The sequence below is a fragment of the Kribbella sp. NPDC051137 genome (genome assembly GCF_040682535.1).
GTDB classification, from domain to species: Bacteria; Actinomycetota; Actinomycetes; order Propionibacteriales; family Kribbellaceae; genus Kribbella; species Kribbella karoonensis.
In genome coordinates this window covers 271,896-294,089 of the sequence record NZ_JBFBBI010000002.1, presented here as the reverse complement: position 1 = coordinate 294,089, position 22,194 = coordinate 271,896, and the positions used below count along the sequence as shown (strand labels likewise).

The window sequence follows — 22,194 nt, the reverse complement described above, 5'->3', positions numbered from 1 at the left end:
TCTGACACGCCCTAGTCGTTGTCGATCCAGTTGCCGCGTTCGCTGTTGAAGATCGACTTGGTCGCGGAGGACGACGGCGGCGCCGGGCGGGAGGACGACTGGGCCGCGGCCGGGGCCGGGGTGCTGGTGGTGGTGACCTCCTGGGCGGAGTCCATCCCGATCGGGCCGGTGCCGTCGTCGTCGGAGTCCTCGTCACCCTGGAGCACGTCGACACTCGCGGAAGCCCGCAGGCCGGTGCGCTGGATGACGCGCTGGATGGTCAGGTCCCGGTCGTCGGGACGGCTGACCCACTTGATCTCCCGGAAGCCCTGGTCCTGGGCGGCCGACTCGAAGACGAAGTGGCCGTAGCCCAGCATCCGCCCGATGATCGGCTTCTGCAGCGTGATGTCCAGGACCCGCGCGATCGGGGTCGTCGCGACGGTCTGCGAGAACACGCCGCGGATCCGCATCACCCGCATGTTCGTGACCACGAACCGGTCCCGGTGCTGGGTGAGGAACGTCCAGAAAGAGTGCGAGAGGAGCACGAACACCAGCACCAGCAGCACCAGGTTCACGTTCGCGCCGGGCTTGGTCAGCACCATCGTGGCCAGCAGCGCCCCGGCCAGCACGATCTCCAGCATCGGCACCGCGAACACCACCCAGTGGTGCCGCACCTCGTCGATGACGACTTCGCCCTCGTCCGAGATCAGATGGCGCCGGACCTTCGGGTCGAAGATCCGGAACAGGCCTATTCCGGCCATCCACTCACTCCCCTGTCACGCAACTGTGTGACCCCGTAGGAACAAGTGTCCCGCACGATCGCTCGCTACGGGACACTCAGCGGGTGCTCACTTGAACAGCGCGGTCAGGAAGGTGATGACACTCCCGAACGCATCGCCCACGGCGGAGAACGCGCCCCCGACCGCGCCCGCGGCGTTGGCCGGCTGAGTGAACAGATAGAAGCCGGCAAAGGCGATGAGCGCCCAGATCAACAACTTCTTCGGCATGTCGCCACTCCCTTTGTCCCAACCCACTCGGTCGACTGTGTCTGGAATTTGTATCACGGACGGTCACCAATTGTCACTGACTGAACACAGCCCACCGCACAATGCTGACCAGCTACAAGGTCTATTCTGTAACGGATCCGGGGGCACGGCAGCCACCGGCGCGCCGCCCTGAGACGATCACCGCCGGTAGCACCGGGAATTCTGCCGCATTTGCCCGAAATCGGCACAACTCACGGTGAACGGAAAGCAAAGACACAATGTGACACTGCGTGGCCGGTTGTTGCACCGCGAGACAAGCGTCACAACGCGGCAATCAACTCGTCGGCCGCCGAATACGGGTCGACGGCCCCGTCCGCGACCTTCGCGGCCAGTACGTCGAGCCGCGCGTCCCCGTGCAGGTGCGCGAACCGGGCCCGCAGCGCGGTTGTCGCGATGGCCTCGATCTCGTCCCGCGCCCGACTGCGCCGGCGCTCCGTGAGGACGCCGTTCCCGGTCATCCACCGGAACCGGTCGTCGATCGCCTGGACGACCTCGGCGACGCCCTCGTTGCGGGAGGCGACCGTCTTCAGGATCGGCGGCTTCCAGGCACCCTCGGCACGCTCCGCCAGCGCGAGCATCGAGCGCAGGTCCCGGATCACCGACTGGGAGCCGTCGCGGTCCGCCTTGTTCACCACGTAGATGTCGCCGACCTCGAGGATGCCCGCCTTCGCGGCCTGGATCCCGTCGCCCATGCCGGGTGCCAGCAGGACCAGCGTGGTGTCCGCCATCCCGGCGATCTCCACCTCGGACTGCCCGACGCCGACGGTCTCCACCAGGACGACGTCGAACCCGGCCGCGTCCAGCACCCGGAGCGCCTGCGGCGTCGACCAGGCGAGGCCGCCGAGGTGTCCGCGGGACGCCATCGAGCGGATGAACACGCCCCGGTCGGTGGCGTGGTCCTGCATCCGCACCCGGTCGCCGAGCAGCGCACCGCCGGAGAACGGCGACGACGGGTCGACCGCGAGGACGCCGACCCGCTGGCCGGTCTCGCGGTACGCCGTCACCAGCGCGGACGTCGACGTCGACTTGCCGACCCCCGGCGATCCGGTGACGCCGACGATGTGCGCGTTCCCGGCGTACGGCGCCAGCGCGGCCATCACGTCCCGCAGCAGCGGCGACTCGTCCTCGACGAGCGAGATCAGCCGGGCCACGGCCCGGGAATCCCCTTCCCGGGCCCGCTCGACCAGCTCACCGACGGGCGGCGTCCGTCGTGGCATCAGCTCTTCGGGACCCGGACGATCAGCGCGTCGCCCTGGCCGCCACCCCCGCACAACGCAGCCGCACCGACGCCGCCGCCGCGACGTCCGAGCTCGAGTGCGAGGTGCAGCACGAGCCGCGCGCCGGACATGCCGATCGGGTGGCCGAGCGCGATCGCGCCGCCGTTCACGTTCACCTTGTCGTCGCCGACCTGCAGCTCCCGCGCGGACGCGATACCGACCGCCGCGAACGCCTCGTTGATCTCGATCAGGTCGAGATCACCCGGCTGGATGCCCTCCTTCGAGCACGCCTTTGCGATCGCGTTCGCCGGCTGGCTCTGCAGCGTCGAGTCCGGTCCGGCGACCGAGCCGTGCGCACCGATCTCGGCGATCCAGCTCAGTCCGAGCTCCTCGGCCTTCGCCTTGCTCATCACGACGACGGCACAACCGCCGTCGGAGATCTGCGAGGCCGACCCGGCGGTGATTGTGCCGTCCTTGCCGAACGCCGGGCGCAGCTTCGCCAGCGCATCGACCGACGTGTCGCCGCGGACGCCCTCGTCGGTGTCGACCACGATCGGGTCGCCCTTGCGCTGCGGCACCTCGACCGGGACGACCTCGTCCGCGAACACGCCGTTCTTCCACGCCTCGGCGGCCCGCTGGTGCGAACGAGCACTGAACTCGTCCTGCTCCTCGCGGGTCAGCTTCAGCCCGCCGGTGTTGGCCTGGTCCGTCAGCGCACCCATCGCCTGGTCGGTGAACGCGTCCCACAGCCCGTCGTACGACATCGAGTCCACGAGCGTGGTGTCGCCGTACTTGAAGCCCTCGCGGGACTTCGGCAGCAGGTGCGGCGCGTTCGTCATCGACTCCATGCCGCCGGCCACGACGATCTCGTACTCGCCGGCCCGGATCAGCTGGTCGGCGAGCGCGATCGCGTTCAGCCCAGACAGGCAGACCTTGTTGATCGTGACGGCCGGCACGTCCATCGGGATGCCGCCCTTGACCGCGGCCTGGCGGGCGGTGATCTGACCGCCGCCGGCCTGCAGGACCTGGCCCATGATCACGTACTCGACCTGGTCCGCGGCGACGCCTGCCTTCCGCAGTGCGCCCTGGATCGCGAACCCGCCGAGGTCCGCGCCGGTGAAGCCCTTGAGGCCGCCCAGCAACCGCCCGATCGGGGTCCGTGCACCGGCGACGATGACGCTTGAGTTCCGCGTGTCAGACATGCTGTCACGATACCTGCGACGGCACTGGTACGCCGCTGGTCGCGCACGTCAGACGGGTCACACGGATCGTGTCAGCTCGGCCACTTTCGATGGTCCCGGACGCCGGATCTGCGCAAGGCTTGACGGATGGACCAGCTGTTCGACGCGATCGACCACGTCGGTATCGCGGTGCCCGACTTCGACGAGGCCGTCCGGTACTACGCCGACGTGTTCGGCATGACCGTGGCGCACGAGGAGATCAACGAGGAGCAGGGCGTCCGGGAGGCGATGCTCGCGGTCGGCGACTCCGGGTCGTCGATCCAGTTGCTGGCGCCACTGTCGGACGCGTCGCCGATCGCGAAGTTCCTGGACCAGCGCGGCGCGGGCATCCAGCAGCTCGCGTACCGGGTGCACGACCTCGACGCGGTCTGCGCCGTACTGCGGGAACGCGGCGCGCGGCTGCTGTACGACGAGCCGAAGCGCGGCACCGCCGGATCCCGGGTGAACTTCGTCCACCCGAAGTCGGCCGGCGGCGTCCTGGTCGAACTCGTGGAGCCATCGCCTACCCACAGATGAGCAGAGGCGCACACCCCGTGACGGCACGCTGAAGGACTGCTGCTTGTCGGTGGCGCCGACTACTCTGTTCGGGTGCTGAAGGACAGCGCCACCGACTCCTTGCACGGTGCGCCGGCCGGGTTCGAGCACGATTCCTTCGTCCATGCCGGGGACGGGGATTTCGTGCCGCTGGCGGCTGCGTTCGTCCAGGAGGGTCTGGCGGCGGCGGAAACCATCGTGGCCGTACTCCCACCGGAGCGGATCGCGGTCCTGCGGGACGCCCTCGGGGCGGCCGGCGACGCGGTCCGGTTCGTCGACATGACCGTTGCCGGCGGGAACCCCGCGCGGCTGATCCCGTTCTGGCGGGACGTGCTCGAGCAGCACTCCGGCCCGGTGCGCGGGCTCAGCGAGGCGGCGTATCCGGGCCGGCGCGCCGCGGCGTACGACGAGGTGCTGCTGCACGAGGCGCTGTCCGACATCGCTTTCGAGGCCGACCGCTCGTTCCGTCTGTACTGCGCGTACGAGGCGTCCGTCGGCATCGATCCGACGGCGCTGCACGCGGGCGCGGGAGCCCTGGCGGAGAAGGAATTCCGGATGCCGCTGGACGACGTACCGGATCGTGCCGAGCGGTGGGAGTTCGGGCCGGGTGAGCTCGCCGAGGTGCGGCAGTGGCTGGGCGGCCAGGCGGCCTCGCACGGGGTGTCCCGGGACCGGCTCGACGACCTGTCGCTGGCGCTGCACGAGATCTGCACGAACAGCATCCGGTTCGGCGGCGGGCGCGGGCGGCTCGCGGTCTGGATCGCGGACGGCTCGCTGATCTGCGACGTGACGGACCGCGGCCGGATCGACGACCTGCTGGTCGGACGGGTGCTGCCGCCGCTCGACGGGCTCGGCGGACGCGGCGTCTGGCTGGCCAACCAGCTGTGCGATCTGGCGCAGCTGCGGTCGGGGGACGACTTCACCCAGGTACGGCTGCACACGCGCTTGCGGTGATAGGACCACTGACAACGGTGGACTGATCGAGTGACGGTCGTCTCAACCGGGGTTCGCTGTGTCACACGGCACAGCCAGGGGCGCATACTCAGCGGTAAGTTCACCGCTCACCAGACCCCCTTGTGCAGGAGGTACTCCCGTGAAGCAGATCCTCGAGGCGATTCTCTCCGGTGACAGCGCGGCCGTCGGCGAGCTCGACGTACCGGACCATTACCGCGGGATCACCGTGCACGCCGACGAGGCGTCGATGTTCGACGGGATCGACACCAAGGAGAAGGATCCGCGGAAGAGTCTGCACCTGGACGACGTACCGACGCCGGAGCTCGGGCCGGGCGAGGCGCTGGTCGCGGTGATGGCGAGCGCGATCAACTACAACACCGTCTGGACGTCGATCTTCGAGCCGGTGTCGACGTTCTCGTTCCTGAAGCGGTACGGGAAGCTGTCGCCGCTGACCGCCCGGCACGACCTGCCGTACCACGTGGTCGGCTCGGACCTCGCGGGCGTCGTACTGCGGACCGGGCCCGGTGTGAACGCCTGGAAGCCCGGCGACGAGGTGGTCGCGCACTGCCTCTCGGTCGAGCTGGAGTCGCCGGACGGGCACAACGACACGATGCTCGACTCCGAGCAGCGGATCTGGGGCTTCGAGACGAACTTCGGCGGGCTCGCGGAGCTCGCCCTGGTGAAGTCGAACCAGCTGATGCCGAAGCCGGCTCACCTCACCTGGGAGGAGGCCGCGTCGCCGGGGCTGGTGAACAGTACGGCGTACCGGCAACTCGTCTCGGCGAACGGCGCCAACATGAAGCAGGGCGACGTCGTACTGATCTGGGGCGCGTCCGGCGGCCTCGGTTCGTACGCGACGCAGTTCGCACTGAACGGCGGGGCGATCCCGGTGTGCGTGGTGTCCTCGCCGGAGAAGGCGGAGATCTGCCGCGCGATGGGCGCCTCGCTGATCATCGACCGGACCGCGGAGGGGTACAAGTTCTGGAAGGACGAGCAGACCCAGGACCCGAAGGAGTGGAAGCGGTTCGGTGCCCGGATCCGCGAGCTGACCGGTGGGGACGACCCCGACATCGTGTTCGAGCATCCGGGGCGGGAGACGTTCGGGGCCTCGGTGTACGTCGCCCGGCGCGGCGGCACGATCGTGACGTGCGCGTCGACGTCCGGGTTCATGCACGAATACGACAACCGGTATCTGTGGATGAACCTGAAACGGATCATCGGCTCTCATTTCGCCAACTACCGGGAGGCCTGGGAGGCGAACCGGCTGATCGCGCGCGGCATGGTGCACCCGACCGTCAGCAAGGTCTACCCGCTGGAGGACACCGCCCAGGCGGCGTACGACGTGCACCGCAACCTGCACCAGGGCAAGGTCGGTGTCCTCACCCTCGCCCCCACCGAAGGCCTCGGCGTCCGCGACCCCGAACTGCGCGCCGAACACCTCGACCAGATCAATCGCTTCCGCGACAGGTAGTGCGTGCGTGCGTTTAGGCGTTTGAACGGGTTTCTGACAGGCTTATCGTGGGGAATTCACGCTGAGCCGCCAGAAGGGAAACTCGGGAATGCCTGACGAGTCGAGCCTGCCGTTCTTCGACCGTACGGCGACCGCGGCCGGGGGCTTCCCGGTCAGCCGTCGCGGTTACGACAAGCAGGCCGTGGACGACTACGTCCGCGCCCTGGAGATGCAACTGGTCGAAGCGCGGCACCGGGCCGACGAGCTGCAGCGCAGCGTCGCGCCGCTGCAGCACCAGCTCGAGGAGACCCGCCGGCAGCTCGAGGCCAGCGCGAACCCGTCGTACGCCGGGCTCGGCGACCGGGCCGCGCAGATCCTCCGGCTCGCCCAGGACCAGGCCGCCGAGGCGCTCGAGGAGGCCAAGCGCGAGGCCGACGACCTGCTGTCGAACGCCCGCAAGGAAGCCACCGCGGCGCGCGCCACCGGAGATCGTGAGGCGGAGGACATCCGCACCGTCGCGCTGAACGAGGCCGACAGCATGCGGCGTACCGCCGAGGGCGACGCGGCCGAGATCCGCCGTACGGCCGAGACCGAGGCCGCCGAGGTGCTGCAGGCCGCGCGGCGGAAGGCCGAGCAGCTGACGCTGACGGCCGAGTCGCAGGCGAGCACGCTGAAGAACGGCGCGCTGCACGAGGCGGAGAAGATCCGGACCGCGATCCAGCGCGAGTCGGCGGCGCTGCGCGCGCGGCTGGCGGACGAGCGCGAGCAGCAGGCCAAGGAGCTGGCCGACAAGCACCAGCAGATCGCGGCCGACACCGACAGCCTGACCACCCAGATGAAGGAGGCCGCCGAGGCGTCCGAGCGGCGGGTGGCCGAGGCGACCGAGCAGGCCCGCAAGATCCGCGCCGAGGCGGAGGAGTCGGCCGAGCGGACGCTCGCCCGGGCCCGCCGCGAGGCCGAGCAGCTGCTGACCACGGCGCGGACCCGCTCCGACGCCGAGCTGGCGAACGCGGCGGACGAGGCGGAGCGTTCGCGGACCGTCGTCGCCCGGGAGACCGAGCGGCTCGCGAAGCGGCGGGACGGCATCCTGACGCAGATCGCCGGGCTGAACGAGATCGCCAGCAACATCGCGCGGCAGGCCGCCGAACTCGACTCCGAGACGTCGGCGGCGCCGTACGTGAACCCGTTCGCCCGGCCGGCCGAGACGCCGCGGACTCCTGCCGGGGCGCCGGGGACGGGCGTCGGCAGCCCGTTCGCGCCGGAGAAGCCGGGCGAGGCGTCCGCACCGTTCGGCGCGGAATCCACCTTCGGCACCGAGACCACGAAGGACACGGACAACGGCCCGATCAGCTCCGCATCAAACACCTCCGGCGTGTCCGGCTCCGGCGCGAGCGGGTCCGGCGCGAGCGGCTCCGGCGTGAGCGGCTCCGGCGTGAGCGGCTCCGGCGTGGGCGGGTCCGGCGTGTCCGGCTCGGGCGTGGGCGGCTCGGGCGTGGGCGGCTCGGGGGTGAGCGGCTCCGGCGTGGGCGGCTCCGGCGTGGGCGGCTCGGGCGTGTCCGGCTCCGGCGTGGGTGGCTCGGCCGGCTCGATGACCGGCGGGTCCGCGGGGAGCGGTTCCGCGGGTGGGTCGGCTGCGGGCGGGAGTTCGTACCCGGCGGCGACCGAGGCGGACAACCCGTTCCCGGGTGCCACGCCTGCCGGTACGTCGGCGTACGAGGACGAAGGTCCGTTCACCGGGGCCAGCCCGTTCGTCGGGACGGGGGCCGGGGATGCCCGGGTCGACGAGACCCGGATCGACACCGGTCTGCGGGTGGACGCGAAGGACGCCGGCGACCTCGCCGGCAAGACCAGCAAGACCGCAGGCAGCACCAGCTCCGCAGCAGGCGGCACCACGTCAGGCACCCCGTCAGCCGGCAGCGCCACCACAGGAGCAGGCACAGGCACCGCGGGTGGCACAGGCACCGCGGGTGGCACAGGCACCGCGGGTGGCAGCGGCGGAGGTGGCGCGGGGGCTGCGGCGGCGGGCGATCTGAAGTCTTCGGGCGGTGGCTCGAAGGGCGAGGATGAGCCGAAGGACTCCACGATGGTGGACGAGTTCCGGCTGGGTGACCTCGGGACCGAGGACACTCAGGTGCAGACGCGGCCGTCCTCCTCCGCGAAGTCCGGGGGCAAGGCGTCCGCCGACGCCAAGACCGATGCGGCCAGCTCGAGCGCGCGATCCCCGAAGGACAAGATGTGACGCCACCCGGCGACGACACCTCGACAGCGACCACCGACGCGGACCTCGCGGAAGCAACACGCGAAGCACAGTCCGCGGCCGCGAAGGCCGAAGCCGCCGCCGGCAGAAGTGAACAAGCAGCAACCGACGCCGACACCTCCGCCGACGAGGCCGACGACGCCGCGGACTACGCGAAGTCCGCGGCCGCCGAGGCGGACGGCTCAGCCGACAAGGCGCAGGAGTCCGCGGCCGGGGCCGACGAGGCGGCGGGTGGGGCGGAGGCGGCGGCGGTGAAGGCTGGTGCCGCCGCCGGGCGGGCCGATGCGGATGCCGACATCGCGGACGAACTGTTGATCGAGGAGCGGCACCCGTCCGAGGGGATGGGGCAGCCGGGTCCGCCGATCCGGCGGGGCAACCCGTTCACGTTCGGCTTCTTCGCGGCGCTCGGCGTACTCGTCGCCTGGGGCCTGTGGAACGCCTTCGGCCAGGCGCGCTCCGTACTGATCCTGCTGCTGGTCTCGATCTTCATCGCGGTCGGCCTGAACCCGCTCGTCGAATGGTTCATGCGTCGCGGCCTCAAGCGTGGCCTGTCGGTCGCCGTGGTGTTCCTGCTGATGATCCTCGCGGTCGTCGGCGTCGGTTTCGCGATCGTCCCGGTGGTCAGCGACCAGATCAACAGCCTGATCAAGAACGCGCCGGGCTACCTCGACCTGCTGGAGAAGTCGAAGACGCTCAACCAGTTGGACGACAAGTACCACTTCATCCAGAAGGCCCAGGACTACATCCAGGACCCGGCGCTCGCCCAGCGCGCGTTCGGCGGCATCCTCGGTGTCGGCAAGGTGGTCGCGAACGCGCTGTTCAACACGTTCACGATCCTGGTGCTCACGCTGTACTTCCTGGCGTCGCTGCCGTCGGTCAAGCGGGCGGCGTACAGCCTGGTCCCCCGGACCCGCCGCAAGCGCGTCTCGATCCTCGGCGACGAGGTCCTCGGCCGGGTCGGCGGGTACGTCAGCGGGCAGTTCATGGTGGCGCTGTGTGCGGGCGTCACGATGTTCGTCTTCCTGGAGATCATCGGGCTCCGCGAGTACGCCGTGGCGCTGGCGATCGTGGTGATGTTCTGCGACTTCATCCCGATGGTCGGCGGGTTCATCGGCGTCGTCGTGGTCTCCCTGATCGGCTTCACCGGCGGCCTCTGGACCGGGATCGCCTGCCTGATCTACGGCATCATCTACCAGCAGGTCGAGAACTACGTCGTGGCCCCGCGCATCATGCGCCGCGCCGTCGACATCCCCGGCGCGGTCACGGTCATCGCCGCCCTCCTCGGCGGCGCCCTCCTCGGCGTCGTCGGCGCCCTCCTCGCCATCCCCTCGGCCGCCGCCATCCTGCTCATCATCCGCGAAGTCTGGGTCCGCAAGGCCGACGCCTCCTAGCAAGTCCGCGCGGTCAGAGTTCCTGGAGGACCCAGCGCAGCGGTTGGAGTCTGCAGACGTCCCGGCCAGTCTGCCAACAGCTTGGCACAGCGAGCATGGTTCGCATCACGGACGTTGAAGGCGGCGATGAGCGGACCGGAGTCACAAAAGCAGGGCAGCTAAGCGGTGACGTCGAGGATGTAGTGCTGGGCGGGGGTCAGGCGGTTGTAGGTGTTGACGCGGAGGTAGGCCTGCTGGTCGAGCTGCTGGGGTAGGTCGCGGTGGGTGAAGTAGGAGTGCATGGCCCGGCGGGGGGCGGTGGTTCGGTTCTGGGTGCCGCCGTGCCAGAGGTGGCTGTTGAAGATAACGACCGTGCCGGCGGGGGCGGTCAACTGGATCTCGTCGGGGTGCGTCGCGGCGGGGTCGGGCATCTCGTCGGAGGGCATGGTGCCGCGGCGGTGCGAGCCGGGGACAACGCGGGTGGCGCCGTTCTCGGGGGTGAAGTCGTCGAGGAGCCAGATGGAGTTGCATACCTGGTAGGCGCCGGGCTCGACGGGGTGGCCGAAGTCGGCGTGCAGGGCCTGGTGGCCTTGGCCGGGTAGGGCGGCGCGGCTGTTCAGCGACGACAGGCGGAACTCGCCGAGCACGTGCCGCATCGCGGCCAGCACCCGCGGGTGGCTGAAGCAGACCTCGAACAGCGGGTCCTTGTTCACCAGGTCCGCCAGCCGATCGGTTCCCTGCTCCTGATGTACTTCGAGACCCGCGCGGCCGCCCTCGGCCGCGGTCAGCTCGGCCAGCCGGCGGTTGAGCGCGGACACCTCGTCCGTCGACAGGAGCCCCTCCAGCGGTAGGAAGCCGTCGCGGTCCAGCTGCTCCTTCTCGGCCGTCGTCAGTACGTCGTCGGTCACGCCGAGCTGGAGCAGCGCCGTCGTCATGTCCATCGCAGAATCCCTTCCGAAGATGCACGAATCGATGCAAGCATCAATCCGACGTACCCAGGAAACAATGCAGAGGACGACAGGGCTTATGCACAGATCGCCACGACTCCTCGGCGCCGGTGTTCACACCGCCGGCCCGGGCAAGGACTACCCGGCGCACGCCCACACCTCCTGGGAGCTCGTGTACTACGTCCGCGGCCGCATCACCTGTCCCGTCGGCGACGCGACGTACGCCGCCACACCCGGCACCGTCCTGCTCACCCCGCCGAACACCTGGCACGCCGAACAGAGCCGCACTGGGTACGCGAACCGCTACCTGCAGGTCGACGCCGCGGCCGGCCATCCGTGGCCGCGGCTGTGCTACGACGACGCCGACCACACGCTGCGCCGGGTCTTCGACGCGCTGGTTCGCGAGCCCGACACCGAGCTCCGGACGATCCTGCTGGCCGAGCTGGACCTGCGCCTGCGCCGGGCTGCCGCCCCGCCGCCGACGCCCGCGGAACAACTGGTTGCCCAGGCAGAGCAGCTGTTCGAGGAAGGTTTCGCCACCGGCCTGCGGATCGCCGACGTCGCCGCAGAGCTCGGCAGCTCCACGTCAGGTCTGCGCGCCGCGTTCGCCCGCCTGCGCGACACCAGCCCCCAGGCGGCGCTGCAAGCCGTTCGCCTTCGCCACGCCCTCGCCCACATCCGCAACTCGACGCTCCCACTGCAGGCCGTCGCCGAGCTGACCGGCTACCACTCCGTCAGCCATCTCTCCCGCCACGTCAAGGCAACAACCGGCTCCGCCCCCGGCGCCCTTCGTACTACGAAACCTCGTCCCTGAGCAGCGACCCGACCCACGCGTCGACCCGCTCCCCACGATGGACGAGCCGCTTTCGCAACTGCCCTTCGAGAACGAACCCCGCCTTCTCCGCCACCCGCCGCGACGCGACGTTGCCGACCTCCGCGCGCCACTCGATCAGCTCCAGCCCCCGCTCCGCGAACGCCCACCGGCAGACCGCCCGAACCGCCGCGGGTGCGACGCCCCGGCCGCGGGCCGCCGGCGCCGTCCAGTACCCGACTTCCGCCGTACCGTCCCCGCGCATCCCGAGCCCGACCCGCGCGAGCCGCTCCCCCGTCGTCGCGTCCTCCACCACAAACTCCACCCGCTCACCCCGCGCCTCCAACTCGATGGCCAGGTGCTCGACGAAGTGCCGCGCATGCTCCATCAGGTACGGCGACGGCACCTGGACGAACTGCTGCAGCGCGGGGTCCTGCGACACGTCGTACACCCACTCCACGTCGGCGACCGTGAACGGCCGCAGCACCAACCACCCCGCCGGGATCCTGTCCATCAGCCGATGATGTCAGACGGTAGCGTTGCGCGGGTGGCGTACTTCGAACGGGTCGACGACGGCGCCTACCGGGCGACCAAAGAGGTCGGTGGGGCGTGGGACACCGGGACGCAGCACATTGCGCCCGCGCTCGGGTTGCTGACGCACGTGGTCGAGCGGGATCGGGACGCGCGGCGCGCGGACGGGCTCGTGGTCGGGCGGTTGTCGTACGACATCCTCGGGACGATCCCGATCGAGGTGATGCATGCGCGGGTGCGAGTTCTCCGGCCGGGGCGCAGCGTGGAGCTGGTCGAGGCGGCGCTCAGTCACGACGGGCGGGACGCGGTGCTGCTGCGGGCGTGGTTGATGCGCCCCGGGGACACGGCGGCCTTGCGAGGTACGGCGTACCCGCGGATCACGCCGGTGGACGAGATGGCGCCGTGGGATCCGTCGTCGGTGTGGCCGGGCGGCTTCATCGAGTCGGCGGAGGTACGGCGGGAGCAGGTGGAGCCGGGGCGGGCCGCGTTCTGGGTGCGTACGGCGGTGCGCCTGATCGACGACGAGGACGTCAGCCCGCTCGCCCGCGTCGCGGGCCTGTTCGACATCGCGAACGGGATGACCGTACGGGCGGATCCGCGGAAGGTGGCGTTCCCGAACGTCGACCTGACGGCGCACCTGTTCGCGGAGCCCCGCGGCGAGTGGATCGGCTTCGACACCACGGTCACGTTCGGCGCCACCGGCATCGGCCTGACGAGCAGCGTCCTGCACGACGCCGACGGCCCGATCGGAACGCTGGCCCAGATCCTGACCCTCAGGCCCTGAACGCCTCGCGGACCGTGGTCAGCTCGATCGACAGGTCGTCGATCGCCTGCCGGATCTCGGGATCGGTCACCACGGCCTGGTCCGACAGGCGGTACTCCTCGGCCCACCGGTAGGTGTCCGATCCGGGCCGGTGGATCGCGCCGAGCTCGGGATGAGCTGCCGCGCAGTGGGTGATCAGTAGATGTACGCCGGGCGTCAACGCATGCAGGTACTCGAGCAACCACGCCTTCTTGTCCGCGGCGTCCCGATTGCTCAACGTCTCCGCCGACGCGAACATCTCCTCCGCGCCGATGAACGGCGCACCCACCGCCGCGGCGACCTCGCCGTACGCCGCAGGCGCCGCAAGGCCCATGTGTACGTCGAGATACTCGACGTCCAGCCCCGCCGCCGACAGCTTGCCCGCCTGCGCCGACAACTCCCGCACGACCTCCGCGTGCGACACCGCCGCCTTCGCGTCCGCCACGGTGCGCCGGAACGTCCCGTCCTCCCCCACCAGCGAAGGGCCGTCCGTCAACGGCCGCCAGCGCAGGAAGTCCCATTCGCAGGTCAGCGTCTGATGCACCCCGACCGGAATCGCGAACTCCCGCGCCAGCACCGACGCCTCCTCGAACCAAGGACACGCCGCCATCACCGACACCTGCGTGACGATGCCGTTCCGGAACGCCTCGACCGTCCCGGCGTTCACCGCGTGGCACATCCCGAAGTCGTCGCCGCGGACTACCAGCTGGACGCCGGTCACGGGCCGGCCAGCTTGCTGACCTCGGGAGTGGGGCTGGTGTGAAAGGCGCAGGCGCGGGGATAGCCGGCCAGGCAGCCTCGGGTCGTCATCAGGGCAGTGTAGTAGTCGATGTAGCGGAAGCCGTAGGTCTCGCCGCGGGCGAAGGCCTGGTGACGGATGGCGGAAACCCAGCGGTAGAAGGCCTCGTCGGGGATCGGCACGTACCGCGTCGGCGTGAAGCCCTCCATGTCCTCCCAGTTCTCGGCGTGCATGAAGGTCCGTACGCCGTGCCGCGGGAGCTCGGCCACCCGCGCGGCCAGTTCGGCGTACGGCGTGAGCGTCTTGAAGTCCTCGTCCGACTCGATCGGGAGGCCGGCCAGGAAGCGGGCCCGTTCGGCGACCTGGGCGGTGTGCTCGTGGTCGCTGTGGATCGAGTGCTTCCAGTGCGTGATGATCGTGTCCGGCTGCTTCTCCCGGATGATCCGGGCCAGCTCCAGCGCCACGTCGTCGGTGGCCGGCAGGAACCCGTCGCTGTGGTCGAGCACCCGGAAGTCCGCGCCGATCGCCTCCGCGAACGCCGTACCCTCGGCGATCTTCTGCACCTTGTAGTCGGCCGGCGTCATCCGCGGGTGTCCGCGCTCGCCCGGGGTGAGCGCAACGATCGTCGCCGACGCACCCTCCAGGACGAGCTTGGCGAGCGTCGGCCCGGCGGTCAGGTCCATGTCGCCGATGTGTCCGCCGATGGCGAGCACGCTGTTGGTCATAAGAGGCTCCTCATTTCAGGCCGCTGAGTACGACACCACGCACGTAGTACTTCTGGAACAGCAGGAACACGACCAGCACGGGCAGCGTGCTGATCACCAGCCCGGCCATCACGATCGGCATCGTGCGATCCGGGTCGAGGAAGCTCTGCAGCAGCTGGATGCCGACCGGGAGCGTCTGCAGATCGGGGTCGGAGGACGAGATCAGCAGCGTCCAGATGTACTCGTTCCAGGTGCCGATGAACGTGATCAGGCCGAGCGTGATCGCGACCGGCTTGGTCTGCGGGAGCACGATCAGCCGCCAGGTCTGCCACTGGTTCGCACCGTCGATCTTGGCCGCCTCGAGCATCTCGTCCGGCAGCGACACCATGAACTGCCGCATCAGGAAGATCCCGAAACCACTGACCGTGAACGGCAGGATCAGCGCCACCAGGCTGGTGGTCAGGCCACCGTCGCCGCCGCGGCCGAGGATGTCGTTGCCGCCGGCCAACGGCCAGTTCAGCATGATCAGGAACGTCGGGATCAGCAGCAGGAACGGCGGCAGCATCATCGTCGCGAGGATGAACCGGAAGATCACCGCCCGCCCGCGGAAGCGCAGCTTGGCCAGGGCGTACCCTGCCATCGACGAGGTGACCAGCACCGACACCGTGACGGACACCGTGACGATCACACTGTTCTTGAACAGGTGCAGCAGCTGCAACTGCGAGAACGCCTCGCGGTAGTTGTCCAGGTTGAACGACTCGGGCAGCAGCTTGTACGGGATCACGCCGTACTCCCCCGCGCCCTTGAACGAGCTCATCACCATGTCCAGGAACGGCATCACCATCGCGACCGCGCCGATGACCACGACCAGGTACGCGACCCACGGGAACTTGCCGCCACGTCGTCTCACGAGGTCTCCTCCCCGCGCCGCCGGGCGATCCACAGCTGCAGCAGCGTGATCGCCAGGATGATCACGAACAGCACCATCGCCATCGCGCTCGCCGTACCCCAGGCGCCGTACTTGAACGCGCGCTGGTACATCTCGAAGGCGGCCACGTTGGTCGCGTTCACCGGGCCGCCGTCGCCGGTCATCACGATGATCAGCGCGAACGACTGCAGCCCGCCGATGAACTGCGTGATCAGCACGAACAGCAACGCCGGCCGCAGCAGCGGCAGCGTGATCGACCAGAACATGTGCCACGAGTTCGCACCGTCCACCTCGGCGGCCTCGTAGTACATCTCCGGGATCGCCTTCAGCCCGGCGGTCAGGATCAGTACGGCGCCGCCGATCGAGGCCCAGGCCTGGACGACGGTCACCGACGGCAGCGCGTACGACGCGTCGGACAGGAAGCCGATGCTGTTCACGCCGAGCTTGTTCAGTACGCCGTTGATCAGCCCGGCCGGCTGGTACATCATCTTCCACACGTTGCCGATGGCCACCACGGTGGCGACCACCGGGAGGAAGTACAGCACCCGCCAGAAGCCCTGGAACGCCAGCCGGTCGATGCAGTAGGCAACCAGCACCGAGCCGAAGGTTGCCAGGAACACCGAACCGAAGGCGAACAGCAAGGTGTTCACCAGGATCGGCTTCACGAACGTGCCGTCGAAGTTCAGCACGTCGCCGAAGTTCTTGAAACCCGCCCATTTCAGCGTGCCCAGGTCGAAGCCGCCCCAGTCCGAGAACGCCAGCACGATCGCGAAGATGAAGGGCAGGATCAGGAACACGCAGAAGAACAGCAGTGCGGGCGACAGGAACAGGTACGCCGCCCGCCCTTCGCGGTGCAGCTTGCCGAGCCGCCGGGCCGGCGCTGCGACAGCGCCGACCCGGGAGACCGCGGTCGTCATTGCGGCTTGACCGCCTTCGCCGCCTGCGCCAGCGCTTCGTCGGAGTTCTTGCCGTCGGCAAGCACCCCCATGATCGCGTTGTGCAGCGCCGTCTTCGCCTCGTAGGCGCCGGGCTGGTTCGGCTCCGCCATCGCGTACGTCGCCGCGTCGTAGATCGGCGCCAGGTTCGGGTCGGACAGCGACTTCTTGTACTCGGCCTGGTCGGCGGTCCGCGGCGGGATCAGGCCCTGGTCGGCCAGCCACTTGCCGGTCTCGGTGACCTTGCCGTCGGCGGTCTTGTGCTCGTTCATCCAGGTGAGGAACTTCCACGCCTCGTCGGCGTGCTTGCTGCGCTGGTTCACGCCCATGAAGAACCCGTACGCGAGCGAACCCTTGCTACCCGGCGTCGGACCGGGGATCGCGGCCACGCCGACGTCGGAGTACTTGTCCTTCATCTGGTTCTTCAGGCTGCCGATCCACCAGCCGGCCTGGATCGCCATCGCGACGCCGCCGCTGCGGAACTGCTTGGTCGGCATGATCGACGGGTTGGTCGCCTTGGCGGCCGCCAGGTCGGACTCGAACTTCAGCGCCGCCTTGCCGGCCGCGTCGTCGAACTGCGCGGTCCCGTCCGGCGCCAGGAACTTCCCGCCGGCGGAGTCGAGCAGCGACAGGAACGGGTGCACCGACTTGTTGTCACCGTCCTGGATCAGGCTCAGGCCCTCGACCTGGATGTTGCCCTTGGCATCACGCTTCACGGTCTTCTTGGCCGCGTCCGCGAGCTCGGCCCAGGTCGACGGCGGCTTGGTGATCCCGGCCGCGGCGAGGATCTTCTTGTTGTAGAACAGCACGTAGGTGTTCAGCTCGGTCGGGTATCCGAGCAGCGTGCCGCCGGTGGTGACCGCGCCGAGCGCCGCGGGGCTGTACTCCGCCTTGATCTTGGTCGCGATGTCGTCCGGCACCTTCGCGACGACGTTCGCCTTCATCAGCTGGCCGCCCCACAGGCCGTACGCGCTGACGATGTCCGCGCCGCGGCCGCCGGTCTGCCGGACCGTCATCGTGGTGAGCAGGTCGTCGAACTTGACCACCTGCGACTTCACCTGGATCTTCGGGTTCTCCTTGTTCCACTCCTGGATCATCTTGTCCAGGCCTTCCTTGGACGGGCCGTCGCTGTAGTGGCTGAGCAGCGTCAGCTCGACCTTGCCGCCGCTCCCGGAGCCGCTGCCCCCGCCGCACGCGGCGGCGCCGGTGGCCAGCAGGCCCAGCGCGACGGCCAGCCGCAAACTCTTGGCAATCCTCATGATCATTCCTTCTCGCCGGCCGGGTGCAACGGCGCCCGGAGAATGGTGAACGTGCGCGTGATGTCGAACCCCGTCTTCAGATACAGCTGACCGGCGGCGGACTTCTCGCCGGTCCACAGGAACCAGGCGCTGTGCGCGCCGGCGGCGACCATCCGCTCCAGCGTGAGGTGCAGCAGCACCTTGCCGAGCCCGGTGCCGCGGGACGCCGGCAGTACGCCGAACGGCCCGAAGCGGTCGATCACGCCTTCGTAGGTCCCGTGCATCGCCCAGCCGAGGATCTCCCGGCCCGGGTCGCGCGCCACCACGATCCGATCGAGTGGCAGTCCGGACCCGACGCCCTCGCGGATCGCGCGCGCCCAGTCCGGGTTGAACTCGGCGCCGGCGATCGCGATCAGCGCGGTCAACTCGTCGCCGGACGGCGTTCCGAAGCTGTAGCCCTCCGCCGTCAGCGCGTCGATCCGCTTCCGGACCTCCTCCGGTACGCCGTACCCGACGAGGCTGCGGTCCATCGCGACCGCGTCGTACCCGCGCCGGAACCCCAGCGCGTCCAGCAGCCGGGCCGCCTCCGGGTAGCGGGCGGAGTCCAGGCCGGGGAGGAAGTAGTTGGGCGTGTACGACGAGAAGAAGACCTCCGTGCGCCCGTGCGACCGCAGCCAGTCGGTTGCCGCGGTCAACAGCTTGCGGCCGATGCCCTGGCCACGGTGGTCCGGGTGCACGAAGAAGAACGGGATCCAGCCGGACGCCGGTTCCAGGTCGTCGGCATCGACCGCGATCAGCCGCCGGACGGCGTACGCGGCGCCGACGATCTGATCATTGATCACGGCCACCTGGAGACCGGGCGCGTCGAAGTTGCGGTCGAGCAGGAACAGGTCGCGGAGTCGCTGGTACGAGATCGGGTCAGCCGGCGCCGCGGCCGTCCAGGCGGCGGCGATCGCCGGCCCGTCCCCGACCTCGAACGAACGGATCGTCACGTCGGCGCCGGTCATCGGGTTGTCCCTTCGTAGAGCAAGACGTCGGACCGCGTCCACGCGGCCGGTGTGGTGGCCGCGGGCAACAGCTCGACCGGATCGTCGCCGGCCTCGAGCGCCTTGCGCAGCGAGTCCGAACCCCAGAGCTTGTCGAGCGACGGCAGCAGCGCGAAGTCGTCGGGGTACAGCTCGTTCAGCACCCGGAGCATCTCGAGTGCGGTCCGCACCGGCTCGAACGCCTCCCGGTCGACGAGATGCAGCTGTACGCCGGACACGGCCTGGCCGGCGTACTTGCTGAACACCGGCTCGAACCACGTCCGCCGGAACGCCACCCCCGGCAGGCCCAGCGAGCGCAGGGCCGGCACGAACCGGTCGTCGACGTACGGCGCCCCGATCGTCTCGAAGGGGCGCGTCGTACCGCGGCCCTCGCTGAGGTTCGTCCCTTCGAAGAGGCCGGTGCCCGGGTACACCAGTGCGGTGTCCGGGGTCGGCATGTTCGGCGACGGCGGCACCCACGGCAGACCGGTCCCGGACGACGAGCGTGTCCAGCCCTCCAGCTCGACCACCGTCGCCGCGCCAAGTTGCCGGGCCAGCTCGCCGACGGTCAGGCCGTGCCGGAGCGGGATCGGCGCCCGCCCGACGAAACTCTCGAACCCCGGCTGCAGCATCGGCCCCTCGACGCGGACGCCGCCGAGCGGGTTCGGCCGGTCCAGGACGACGAACGGCTTCCCGAGCCGCGCGGCCGCCTGCTGGCAGTCGTACATCGTCCAGACGTAGGTGTAGAACCGCGTCCCGATGTCCTGGATGTCGAACAGCAGTACGTCGACGCCGGAGAACAGGTCGTCGAGCTCGCGCCCCTTCCGCCGGTACGTGTCGAAGACGGGGAGCCCGGTGTCCGGGTCGACGCCTTCACCTTCGCTGGCGCCCGCTTGCGCCGTACCCCGGAGTCCGTGCTCGGGACCGAACAACGCCGTCAACGGCAACCCGGCCGCACGCAACCCGACCGACGTCGGCGTGAGGTCCGGCAGCACGCCGGTGAAGTTCGTGATCAGTCCCAGGCGCCCGTCGGGCACCAACCCCGGGTCCTCGGCCAGACGCTGCGCGCCGGTCCGGACCACCATCGCCACCACCAACCCAGATCGTGGATCCTGCAGGAACTGGGTTGAAAACTTACCGACGACCTCAGCCGAAGGTCAATGGATTACGGACACCGTTTACCTGAGAAACGGACTCAGTGTCGCCAGGAAGTCGTCGAGGCGCTCGGCGTGGACCCAGTGGCCGGCCTCCGGGACCTCGGCGTACCGGACGTGCGGGAAGTACGCCGCGATCGCCGCGCGGTGGTCCTGCTGGACGTAGTCGGACTTGCCGCCGTAGATGAACAGGGTCGGGCCGTCGTAGTGCAGGCCTTCGACAGCCGGCCAGCCGGAGATCTGCGGGAGGGCGCCCTCGATCACCGGGAGGTTCGGGCGCCAGCGCGCGCCGTCGGCGTCGAGGATCAGGTTCTGCAACAGGAACGCCCGCGTCCCGGGGGTGGGTACGGCGTCGGCCAGTTGAGCGTCCACCTCGGCGCGGCGGCTCACCGACGACAGGTCGGCGTTCCGCATCGCGCGGGCGTATTCGACGAAGGCCGGCGGGTACGCGACCGGCGCCGCGTCGACGACCACCAGCCGCTCGACGACGGACGGGTACTGGAGCGCGGTCAGCATCGCGGTCTTGCCGCCCATCGAGTGCCCGACCAGTGCGACCGGCCCGAGCCCGAGCGACTCGATCGTCTCGCGGACGTCGTCGGCCATCTCCGGGTAGCTCATCGTGTCCACGTGCGGCGAGCTGCCGTGGTTGCGCAGGTCGAACGCGAACACCCGGTGCCGGTCCGCGAGCCGCCGAGCCGCGGTCATCCAGTTCCGCCCCGAGCCGAACAGCCCGTGCATCACCACGACCGGCGAACCCGTCTCGCCGTACGACGTGACCGGAAGCTTCATGTCCGACAACCTTTCACCGACTACGCTGCCAGCAGGCCGTGTGCCAGTGGCGCCGCTCGTCCAGGGACTGCGCACCACCCAGCGCACCGAGCAGGCTGGGGTTGTCCGGCCACACCACCACATGCGGCGTGGCCGGCGGGATCTGCTGGTCGCACCCCGGGCAGCGGTAGGACTTCGCCGACGCGGACCCGGAGACCCGGCGGACGTTCCACTCCCCGTCGGCCTTCACCTCACGGGACTGGGTACCACCGAGCAGCGGCCGGTCGCTGACCGGCCGCTGCCACTTGGAAGGCTTTCTGCGCGACATAGCTACTCAAGGCTAGTCGTATGACCTAGCTCACTTGCGGAGTTCCTCGCCGACCGCGTGCATGTGGCGCAACCCCATTCGGTACGAATCGATCAGACCCGTTGAAACGTAGGGCATTCCGATGCTCTCGCAGTACTCGCGGACGATCGGCTGGGCGAACCGGAGGTTGGCCCGCGGCATGCTCGGGAACAGGTGGTGCTCGATCTGGTAGTTGAGCCCGCCCATCATCCAGTCGACGACCAGGCCGCCGTTGACGTTGCGCGACGTCAGCACCTGCTTCTCCAGGTGGCCCCAGTTGCTGTCCTCGTCGGGCATCTCCATGCCCTTGTGGTTCGGCGCGAACACGCTGCCGAGGTGCAGCCCGAAGACCATGTGGTGGACGAGCGCGAACACCAGCGCCTGACCCGGCGACATGATCAGGAACAGCGCGCTGAAGTACAGCACCAGGTGCACAGCCATCAGGCCCAGCTCGAGCTTCTCGGTCCGCCGGCGCGCGAGCAGGAAGCGGATGCTCGAAACCTTGAGGTTGAAGCCTTCCAGCGTGAGCAGCGGGAAGAAGACGCGCGCCTGGTTCCGGGTCAGCCAGCCCTCGAGGCCCTTGCGGCCCTCCGCCTGCTGCAGCGTCCAGACGAAGACACCCTCGCCGACGTCCGGGTCCTTGTCGGTGTGGTTCGGGTTCGCGTGGTGGCGGTTGTGCTTGTCGTTCCACCAGGCGTAGCTCATGCCGAGCACGAGGTTGCCGTGCAGCATCCCGATCCAGTCGTGCAGCTTGCGCGAACTGCCGATCTGCTGGTGCCCCGCATCGTGGCCGAAGAACGCGGCCCGGGTGGTCAGGATCCCGAGCGGTACGGCGAGCAGCACCGCCCACCAGGAGGAGCCGATCACCGCGATCCCCGCCCAGGTGAGACCCATCAGCACGACGTTGATCCCGATCGCCATCGCGTACGCCGCCGTACGCCGCTCCAGCAGGCCGGCGGACTTGATCTCGCGTAACAGCGGGGAGAAGTCACTGCCGCGGGTAGGGGGAGCTAACACGGTTGGCTGAGCCATCAGGTCCTCGTCTCGGGTGCGGGGGGAGGCCTAGGCGTACAGCCGCGGCCAGCGTACGGCATCAACCCTCTGCGCCCTAACCGCTGAAAACATGAGAGCTACTACCCAAATAGCTGGGGGTGACAGCCCGCCGGCCAGAGGGGAGTTAACTCCACCGCGCCTGAGCACACGCTGAGTCATGATGGA

The 22,194-nt window shown here is 69.4% G+C and carries 23 protein-coding genes; 7 read left to right on the top strand and 16 right to left on the bottom strand.

The genetic code is table 11. From position 1 onward, the window contains the following. Positions 1-11: 11 nt before the first annotated feature. From AB0M51_RS08805 to AB0M51_RS08790, 4 genes are all read right to left on the bottom strand, one after another. Positions 12-740, bottom strand: a complete 729-nt coding sequence (locus AB0M51_RS08805; protein ID WP_344188349.1) for a PH domain-containing protein — start codon at positions 738-740, stop codon at positions 12-14. 87 nt (positions 741-827) lie between these two features. After that, the gene (locus tag AB0M51_RS08800; RefSeq protein ID WP_344188350.1) at positions 828-986 is read right to left on the bottom strand and encodes a hypothetical protein; all 159 of its coding nucleotides are present in this window, start codon (positions 984-986) and stop codon (positions 828-830) included. 299 nt (positions 987-1,285) lie between these two features. Then, positions 1,286-2,242, bottom strand: coding sequence for a methylmalonyl Co-A mutase-associated GTPase MeaB (meaB, locus tag AB0M51_RS08795; protein ID WP_344188351.1), 957 nt, complete (start codon positions 2,240-2,242; stop codon positions 1,286-1,288). Continuing rightward, complete coding sequence (locus AB0M51_RS08790; RefSeq protein ID WP_344188352.1) at positions 2,242-3,444, bottom strand: acetyl-CoA C-acetyltransferase; 1,203 nt, start codon at positions 3,442-3,444, stop codon at positions 2,242-2,244. The genes meaB and AB0M51_RS08790 overlap by 1 nt, the downstream gene beginning before the upstream one ends. A 126-nt stretch (positions 3,445-3,570) precedes the next feature. On the opposite strand from AB0M51_RS08790, the gene mce reads away from it, so the two are divergent. The 5 genes from mce to AB0M51_RS08765 all read left to right on the top strand — a co-directional run bounded on the left by mce (position 3,571) and on the right by AB0M51_RS08765 (position 10,069). Continuing rightward, complete coding sequence (gene mce / locus AB0M51_RS08785) at positions 3,571-3,999, top strand: methylmalonyl-CoA epimerase (RefSeq protein WP_344188353.1); 429 nt, start codon at positions 3,571-3,573, stop codon at positions 3,997-3,999. Between the two features lie 72 nt (positions 4,000-4,071). Continuing rightward, positions 4,072-4,971 (top strand): sensor histidine kinase, encoded by a 900-nt coding sequence (locus tag AB0M51_RS08780; RefSeq protein WP_344188354.1) that lies wholly within the window; start codon positions 4,072-4,074, stop codon positions 4,969-4,971. A gap of 139 nt (positions 4,972-5,110) precedes the next feature. Continuing rightward, the gene (ccrA, locus tag AB0M51_RS08775) at positions 5,111-6,442 is read left to right on the top strand and encodes a crotonyl-CoA carboxylase/reductase (RefSeq protein ID WP_344188355.1); all 1,332 of its coding nucleotides are present in this window, start codon (positions 5,111-5,113) and stop codon (positions 6,440-6,442) included. Between the two features lie 88 nt (positions 6,443-6,530). Further along, positions 6,531-8,660 carry a DivIVA domain-containing protein gene (locus AB0M51_RS08770; RefSeq protein ID WP_363748685.1) on the top strand — a complete coding sequence of 710 codons (2,130 nt, stop codon included), beginning with the start codon at positions 6,531-6,533 and terminating at the stop codon, positions 8,658-8,660. After that, positions 8,657-10,069: an AI-2E family transporter gene (locus tag AB0M51_RS08765; protein WP_363748683.1), complete on the top strand. Its 1,413-nt coding sequence runs from the start codon at positions 8,657-8,659 to the stop codon at positions 10,067-10,069. The genes AB0M51_RS08770 and AB0M51_RS08765 overlap by 4 nt, the downstream gene beginning before the upstream one ends. A gap of 158 nt (positions 10,070-10,227) precedes the next feature. Here the strand turns inward: AB0M51_RS08765 and AB0M51_RS08760 are convergent, their stop codons facing one another. Continuing rightward, entirely contained in the window at positions 10,228-10,989 is a 762-nt protein-coding gene (locus AB0M51_RS08760) for a phytanoyl-CoA dioxygenase family protein (protein WP_344188358.1), read from the bottom strand. An 85-nt stretch (positions 10,990-11,074) separates the two neighbouring features. Here AB0M51_RS08760 and AB0M51_RS08755 point away from each other — a divergent pair, with 85 nt between their 5' ends. Next, positions 11,075-11,809 (top strand): AraC family transcriptional regulator, encoded by a 735-nt coding sequence (locus tag AB0M51_RS08755; protein ID WP_344188359.1) that lies wholly within the window; start codon positions 11,075-11,077, stop codon positions 11,807-11,809. Here AB0M51_RS08755 and AB0M51_RS08750 read toward each other — a convergent pair. After that, a complete protein-coding gene (locus AB0M51_RS08750; protein ID WP_344188360.1) occupies positions 11,790-12,320 on the bottom strand; it encodes a GNAT family N-acetyltransferase in 531 nt (176 codons plus the stop codon). The two genes, AB0M51_RS08755 and AB0M51_RS08750, sit on opposite strands and share 20 nt — an antisense overlap. A gap of 33 nt (positions 12,321-12,353) precedes the next feature. On the opposite strand from AB0M51_RS08750, the gene AB0M51_RS08745 reads away from it, so the two are divergent. Continuing rightward, a complete protein-coding gene (locus AB0M51_RS08745) occupies positions 12,354-13,121 on the top strand; it encodes a thioesterase family protein (protein ID WP_344188361.1) in 768 nt (255 codons plus the stop codon). Here AB0M51_RS08745 and AB0M51_RS08740 read toward each other — a convergent pair. From AB0M51_RS08740 to AB0M51_RS08695, 10 genes are all read right to left on the bottom strand, one after another. Continuing rightward, positions 13,111-13,860 carry a ChbG/HpnK family deacetylase gene (locus AB0M51_RS08740; RefSeq protein ID WP_344188362.1) on the bottom strand — a complete coding sequence of 250 codons (750 nt, stop codon included), beginning with the start codon at positions 13,858-13,860 and terminating at the stop codon, positions 13,111-13,113. The two genes, AB0M51_RS08745 and AB0M51_RS08740, sit on opposite strands and share 11 nt — an antisense overlap. Next, on the bottom strand, positions 13,857-14,603 hold the full coding sequence (locus tag AB0M51_RS08735) for a PIG-L family deacetylase (protein ID WP_344188363.1): 747 nt from the start codon (positions 14,601-14,603) through the stop codon (positions 13,857-13,859). The genes AB0M51_RS08740 and AB0M51_RS08735 overlap by 4 nt, the downstream gene beginning before the upstream one ends. 10 nt (positions 14,604-14,613) lie before the next feature. Next, the gene (locus tag AB0M51_RS08730; RefSeq protein ID WP_344188364.1) at positions 14,614-15,492 is read right to left on the bottom strand and encodes a carbohydrate ABC transporter permease; all 879 of its coding nucleotides are present in this window, start codon (positions 15,490-15,492) and stop codon (positions 14,614-14,616) included. Then, the gene (locus AB0M51_RS08725) at positions 15,489-16,427 is read right to left on the bottom strand and encodes a sugar ABC transporter permease (protein ID WP_344188366.1); all 939 of its coding nucleotides are present in this window, start codon (positions 16,425-16,427) and stop codon (positions 15,489-15,491) included. The genes AB0M51_RS08730 and AB0M51_RS08725 overlap by 4 nt, the downstream gene beginning before the upstream one ends. Then, entirely contained in the window at positions 16,424-17,704 is a 1,281-nt protein-coding gene (locus AB0M51_RS08720; protein ID WP_344188367.1) for an extracellular solute-binding protein, read from the bottom strand. Before AB0M51_RS08720 ends, AB0M51_RS08725 begins: the two co-directional genes overlap by 4 nt. Positions 17,705-17,706: 2 nt before the next feature. After that, the gene (locus AB0M51_RS08715; RefSeq protein ID WP_344188368.1) at positions 17,707-18,690 is read right to left on the bottom strand and encodes a GNAT family N-acetyltransferase; all 984 of its coding nucleotides are present in this window, start codon (positions 18,688-18,690) and stop codon (positions 17,707-17,709) included. Then, a complete protein-coding gene (locus tag AB0M51_RS08710) occupies positions 18,687-19,793 on the bottom strand; it encodes a DUF1343 domain-containing protein (RefSeq protein WP_363749470.1) in 1,107 nt (368 codons plus the stop codon). The genes AB0M51_RS08715 and AB0M51_RS08710 overlap by 4 nt, the downstream gene beginning before the upstream one ends. A 93-nt stretch (positions 19,794-19,886) precedes the next feature. Next, entirely contained in the window at positions 19,887-20,651 is a 765-nt protein-coding gene (locus AB0M51_RS08705; RefSeq protein WP_344188369.1) for an alpha/beta fold hydrolase, read from the bottom strand. Positions 20,652-20,664: 13 nt separating this feature from the next. Continuing rightward, positions 20,665-20,958: a hypothetical protein gene (locus AB0M51_RS08700; protein ID WP_344188370.1), complete on the bottom strand. Its 294-nt coding sequence runs from the start codon at positions 20,956-20,958 to the stop codon at positions 20,665-20,667. A 30-nt stretch (positions 20,959-20,988) separates the two neighbouring features. Then, a complete protein-coding gene (locus AB0M51_RS08695) occupies positions 20,989-21,993 on the bottom strand; it encodes an acyl-CoA desaturase (protein ID WP_363748676.1) in 1,005 nt (334 codons plus the stop codon). Positions 21,994-22,194: the final 201 nt, after the last annotated feature.

What these genes read in the sequence shown, in the direction of transcription:
- AB0M51_RS08805 (WP_344188349.1), bottom strand. Translation starts at nt 740, where the DNA reads ATGGCCGGAATAGGCCTGTTCCGGATCTTCGACCCGAAGGTCCGGCGC.
- AB0M51_RS08800 (WP_344188350.1), bottom strand. Translation starts at nt 986, where the DNA reads ATGCCGAAGAAGTTGTTGATCTGGGCGCTCATCGCCTTTGCCGGCTTC.
- meaB (WP_344188351.1), bottom strand. Translation starts at nt 2,242, where the DNA reads ATGCCACGACGGACGCCGCCCGTCGGTGAGCTGGTCGAGCGGGCCCGG.
- AB0M51_RS08790 (WP_344188352.1), bottom strand. Translation starts at nt 3,444, where the DNA reads ATGTCTGACACGCGGAACTCAAGCGTCATCGTCGCCGGTGCACGGACC.
- mce (WP_344188353.1), top strand. Translation starts at nt 3,571, where the DNA reads ATGGACCAGCTGTTCGACGCGATCGACCACGTCGGTATCGCGGTGCCC.
- AB0M51_RS08770 (WP_363748685.1), top strand. Translation starts at nt 6,531, where the DNA reads ATGCCTGACGAGTCGAGCCTGCCGTTCTTCGACCGTACGGCGACCGCG.
- AB0M51_RS08760 (WP_344188358.1), bottom strand. Translation starts at nt 10,989, where the DNA reads ATGGACATGACGACGGCGCTGCTCCAGCTCGGCGTGACCGACGACGTA.
- AB0M51_RS08755 (WP_344188359.1), top strand. Translation starts at nt 11,075, where the DNA reads ATGCACAGATCGCCACGACTCCTCGGCGCCGGTGTTCACACCGCCGGC.
- AB0M51_RS08750 (WP_344188360.1), bottom strand. Translation starts at nt 12,320, where the DNA reads ATGGACAGGATCCCGGCGGGGTGGTTGGTGCTGCGGCCGTTCACGGTC.
- AB0M51_RS08735 (WP_344188363.1), bottom strand. Translation starts at nt 14,603, where the DNA reads ATGACCAACAGCGTGCTCGCCATCGGCGGACACATCGGCGACATGGAC.
- AB0M51_RS08725 (WP_344188366.1), bottom strand. Translation starts at nt 16,427, where the DNA reads ATGACGACCGCGGTCTCCCGGGTCGGCGCTGTCGCAGCGCCGGCCCGG.
- AB0M51_RS08720 (WP_344188367.1), bottom strand. Translation starts at nt 17,704, where the DNA reads ATGAGGATTGCCAAGAGTTTGCGGCTGGCCGTCGCGCTGGGCCTGCTG.
- AB0M51_RS08715 (WP_344188368.1), bottom strand. Translation starts at nt 18,690, where the DNA reads ATGACCGGCGCCGACGTGACGATCCGTTCGTTCGAGGTCGGGGACGGG.
- AB0M51_RS08710 (WP_363749470.1), bottom strand. Translation starts at nt 19,793, where the DNA reads ATGGTGGTCCGGACCGGCGCGCAGCGTCTGGCCGAGGACCCGGGGTTG.
- AB0M51_RS08705 (WP_344188369.1), bottom strand. Translation starts at nt 20,651, where the DNA reads ATGAAGCTTCCGGTCACGTCGTACGGCGAGACGGGTTCGCCGGTCGTG.
- AB0M51_RS08700 (WP_344188370.1), bottom strand. Translation starts at nt 20,958, where the DNA reads ATGTCGCGCAGAAAGCCTTCCAAGTGGCAGCGGCCGGTCAGCGACCGG.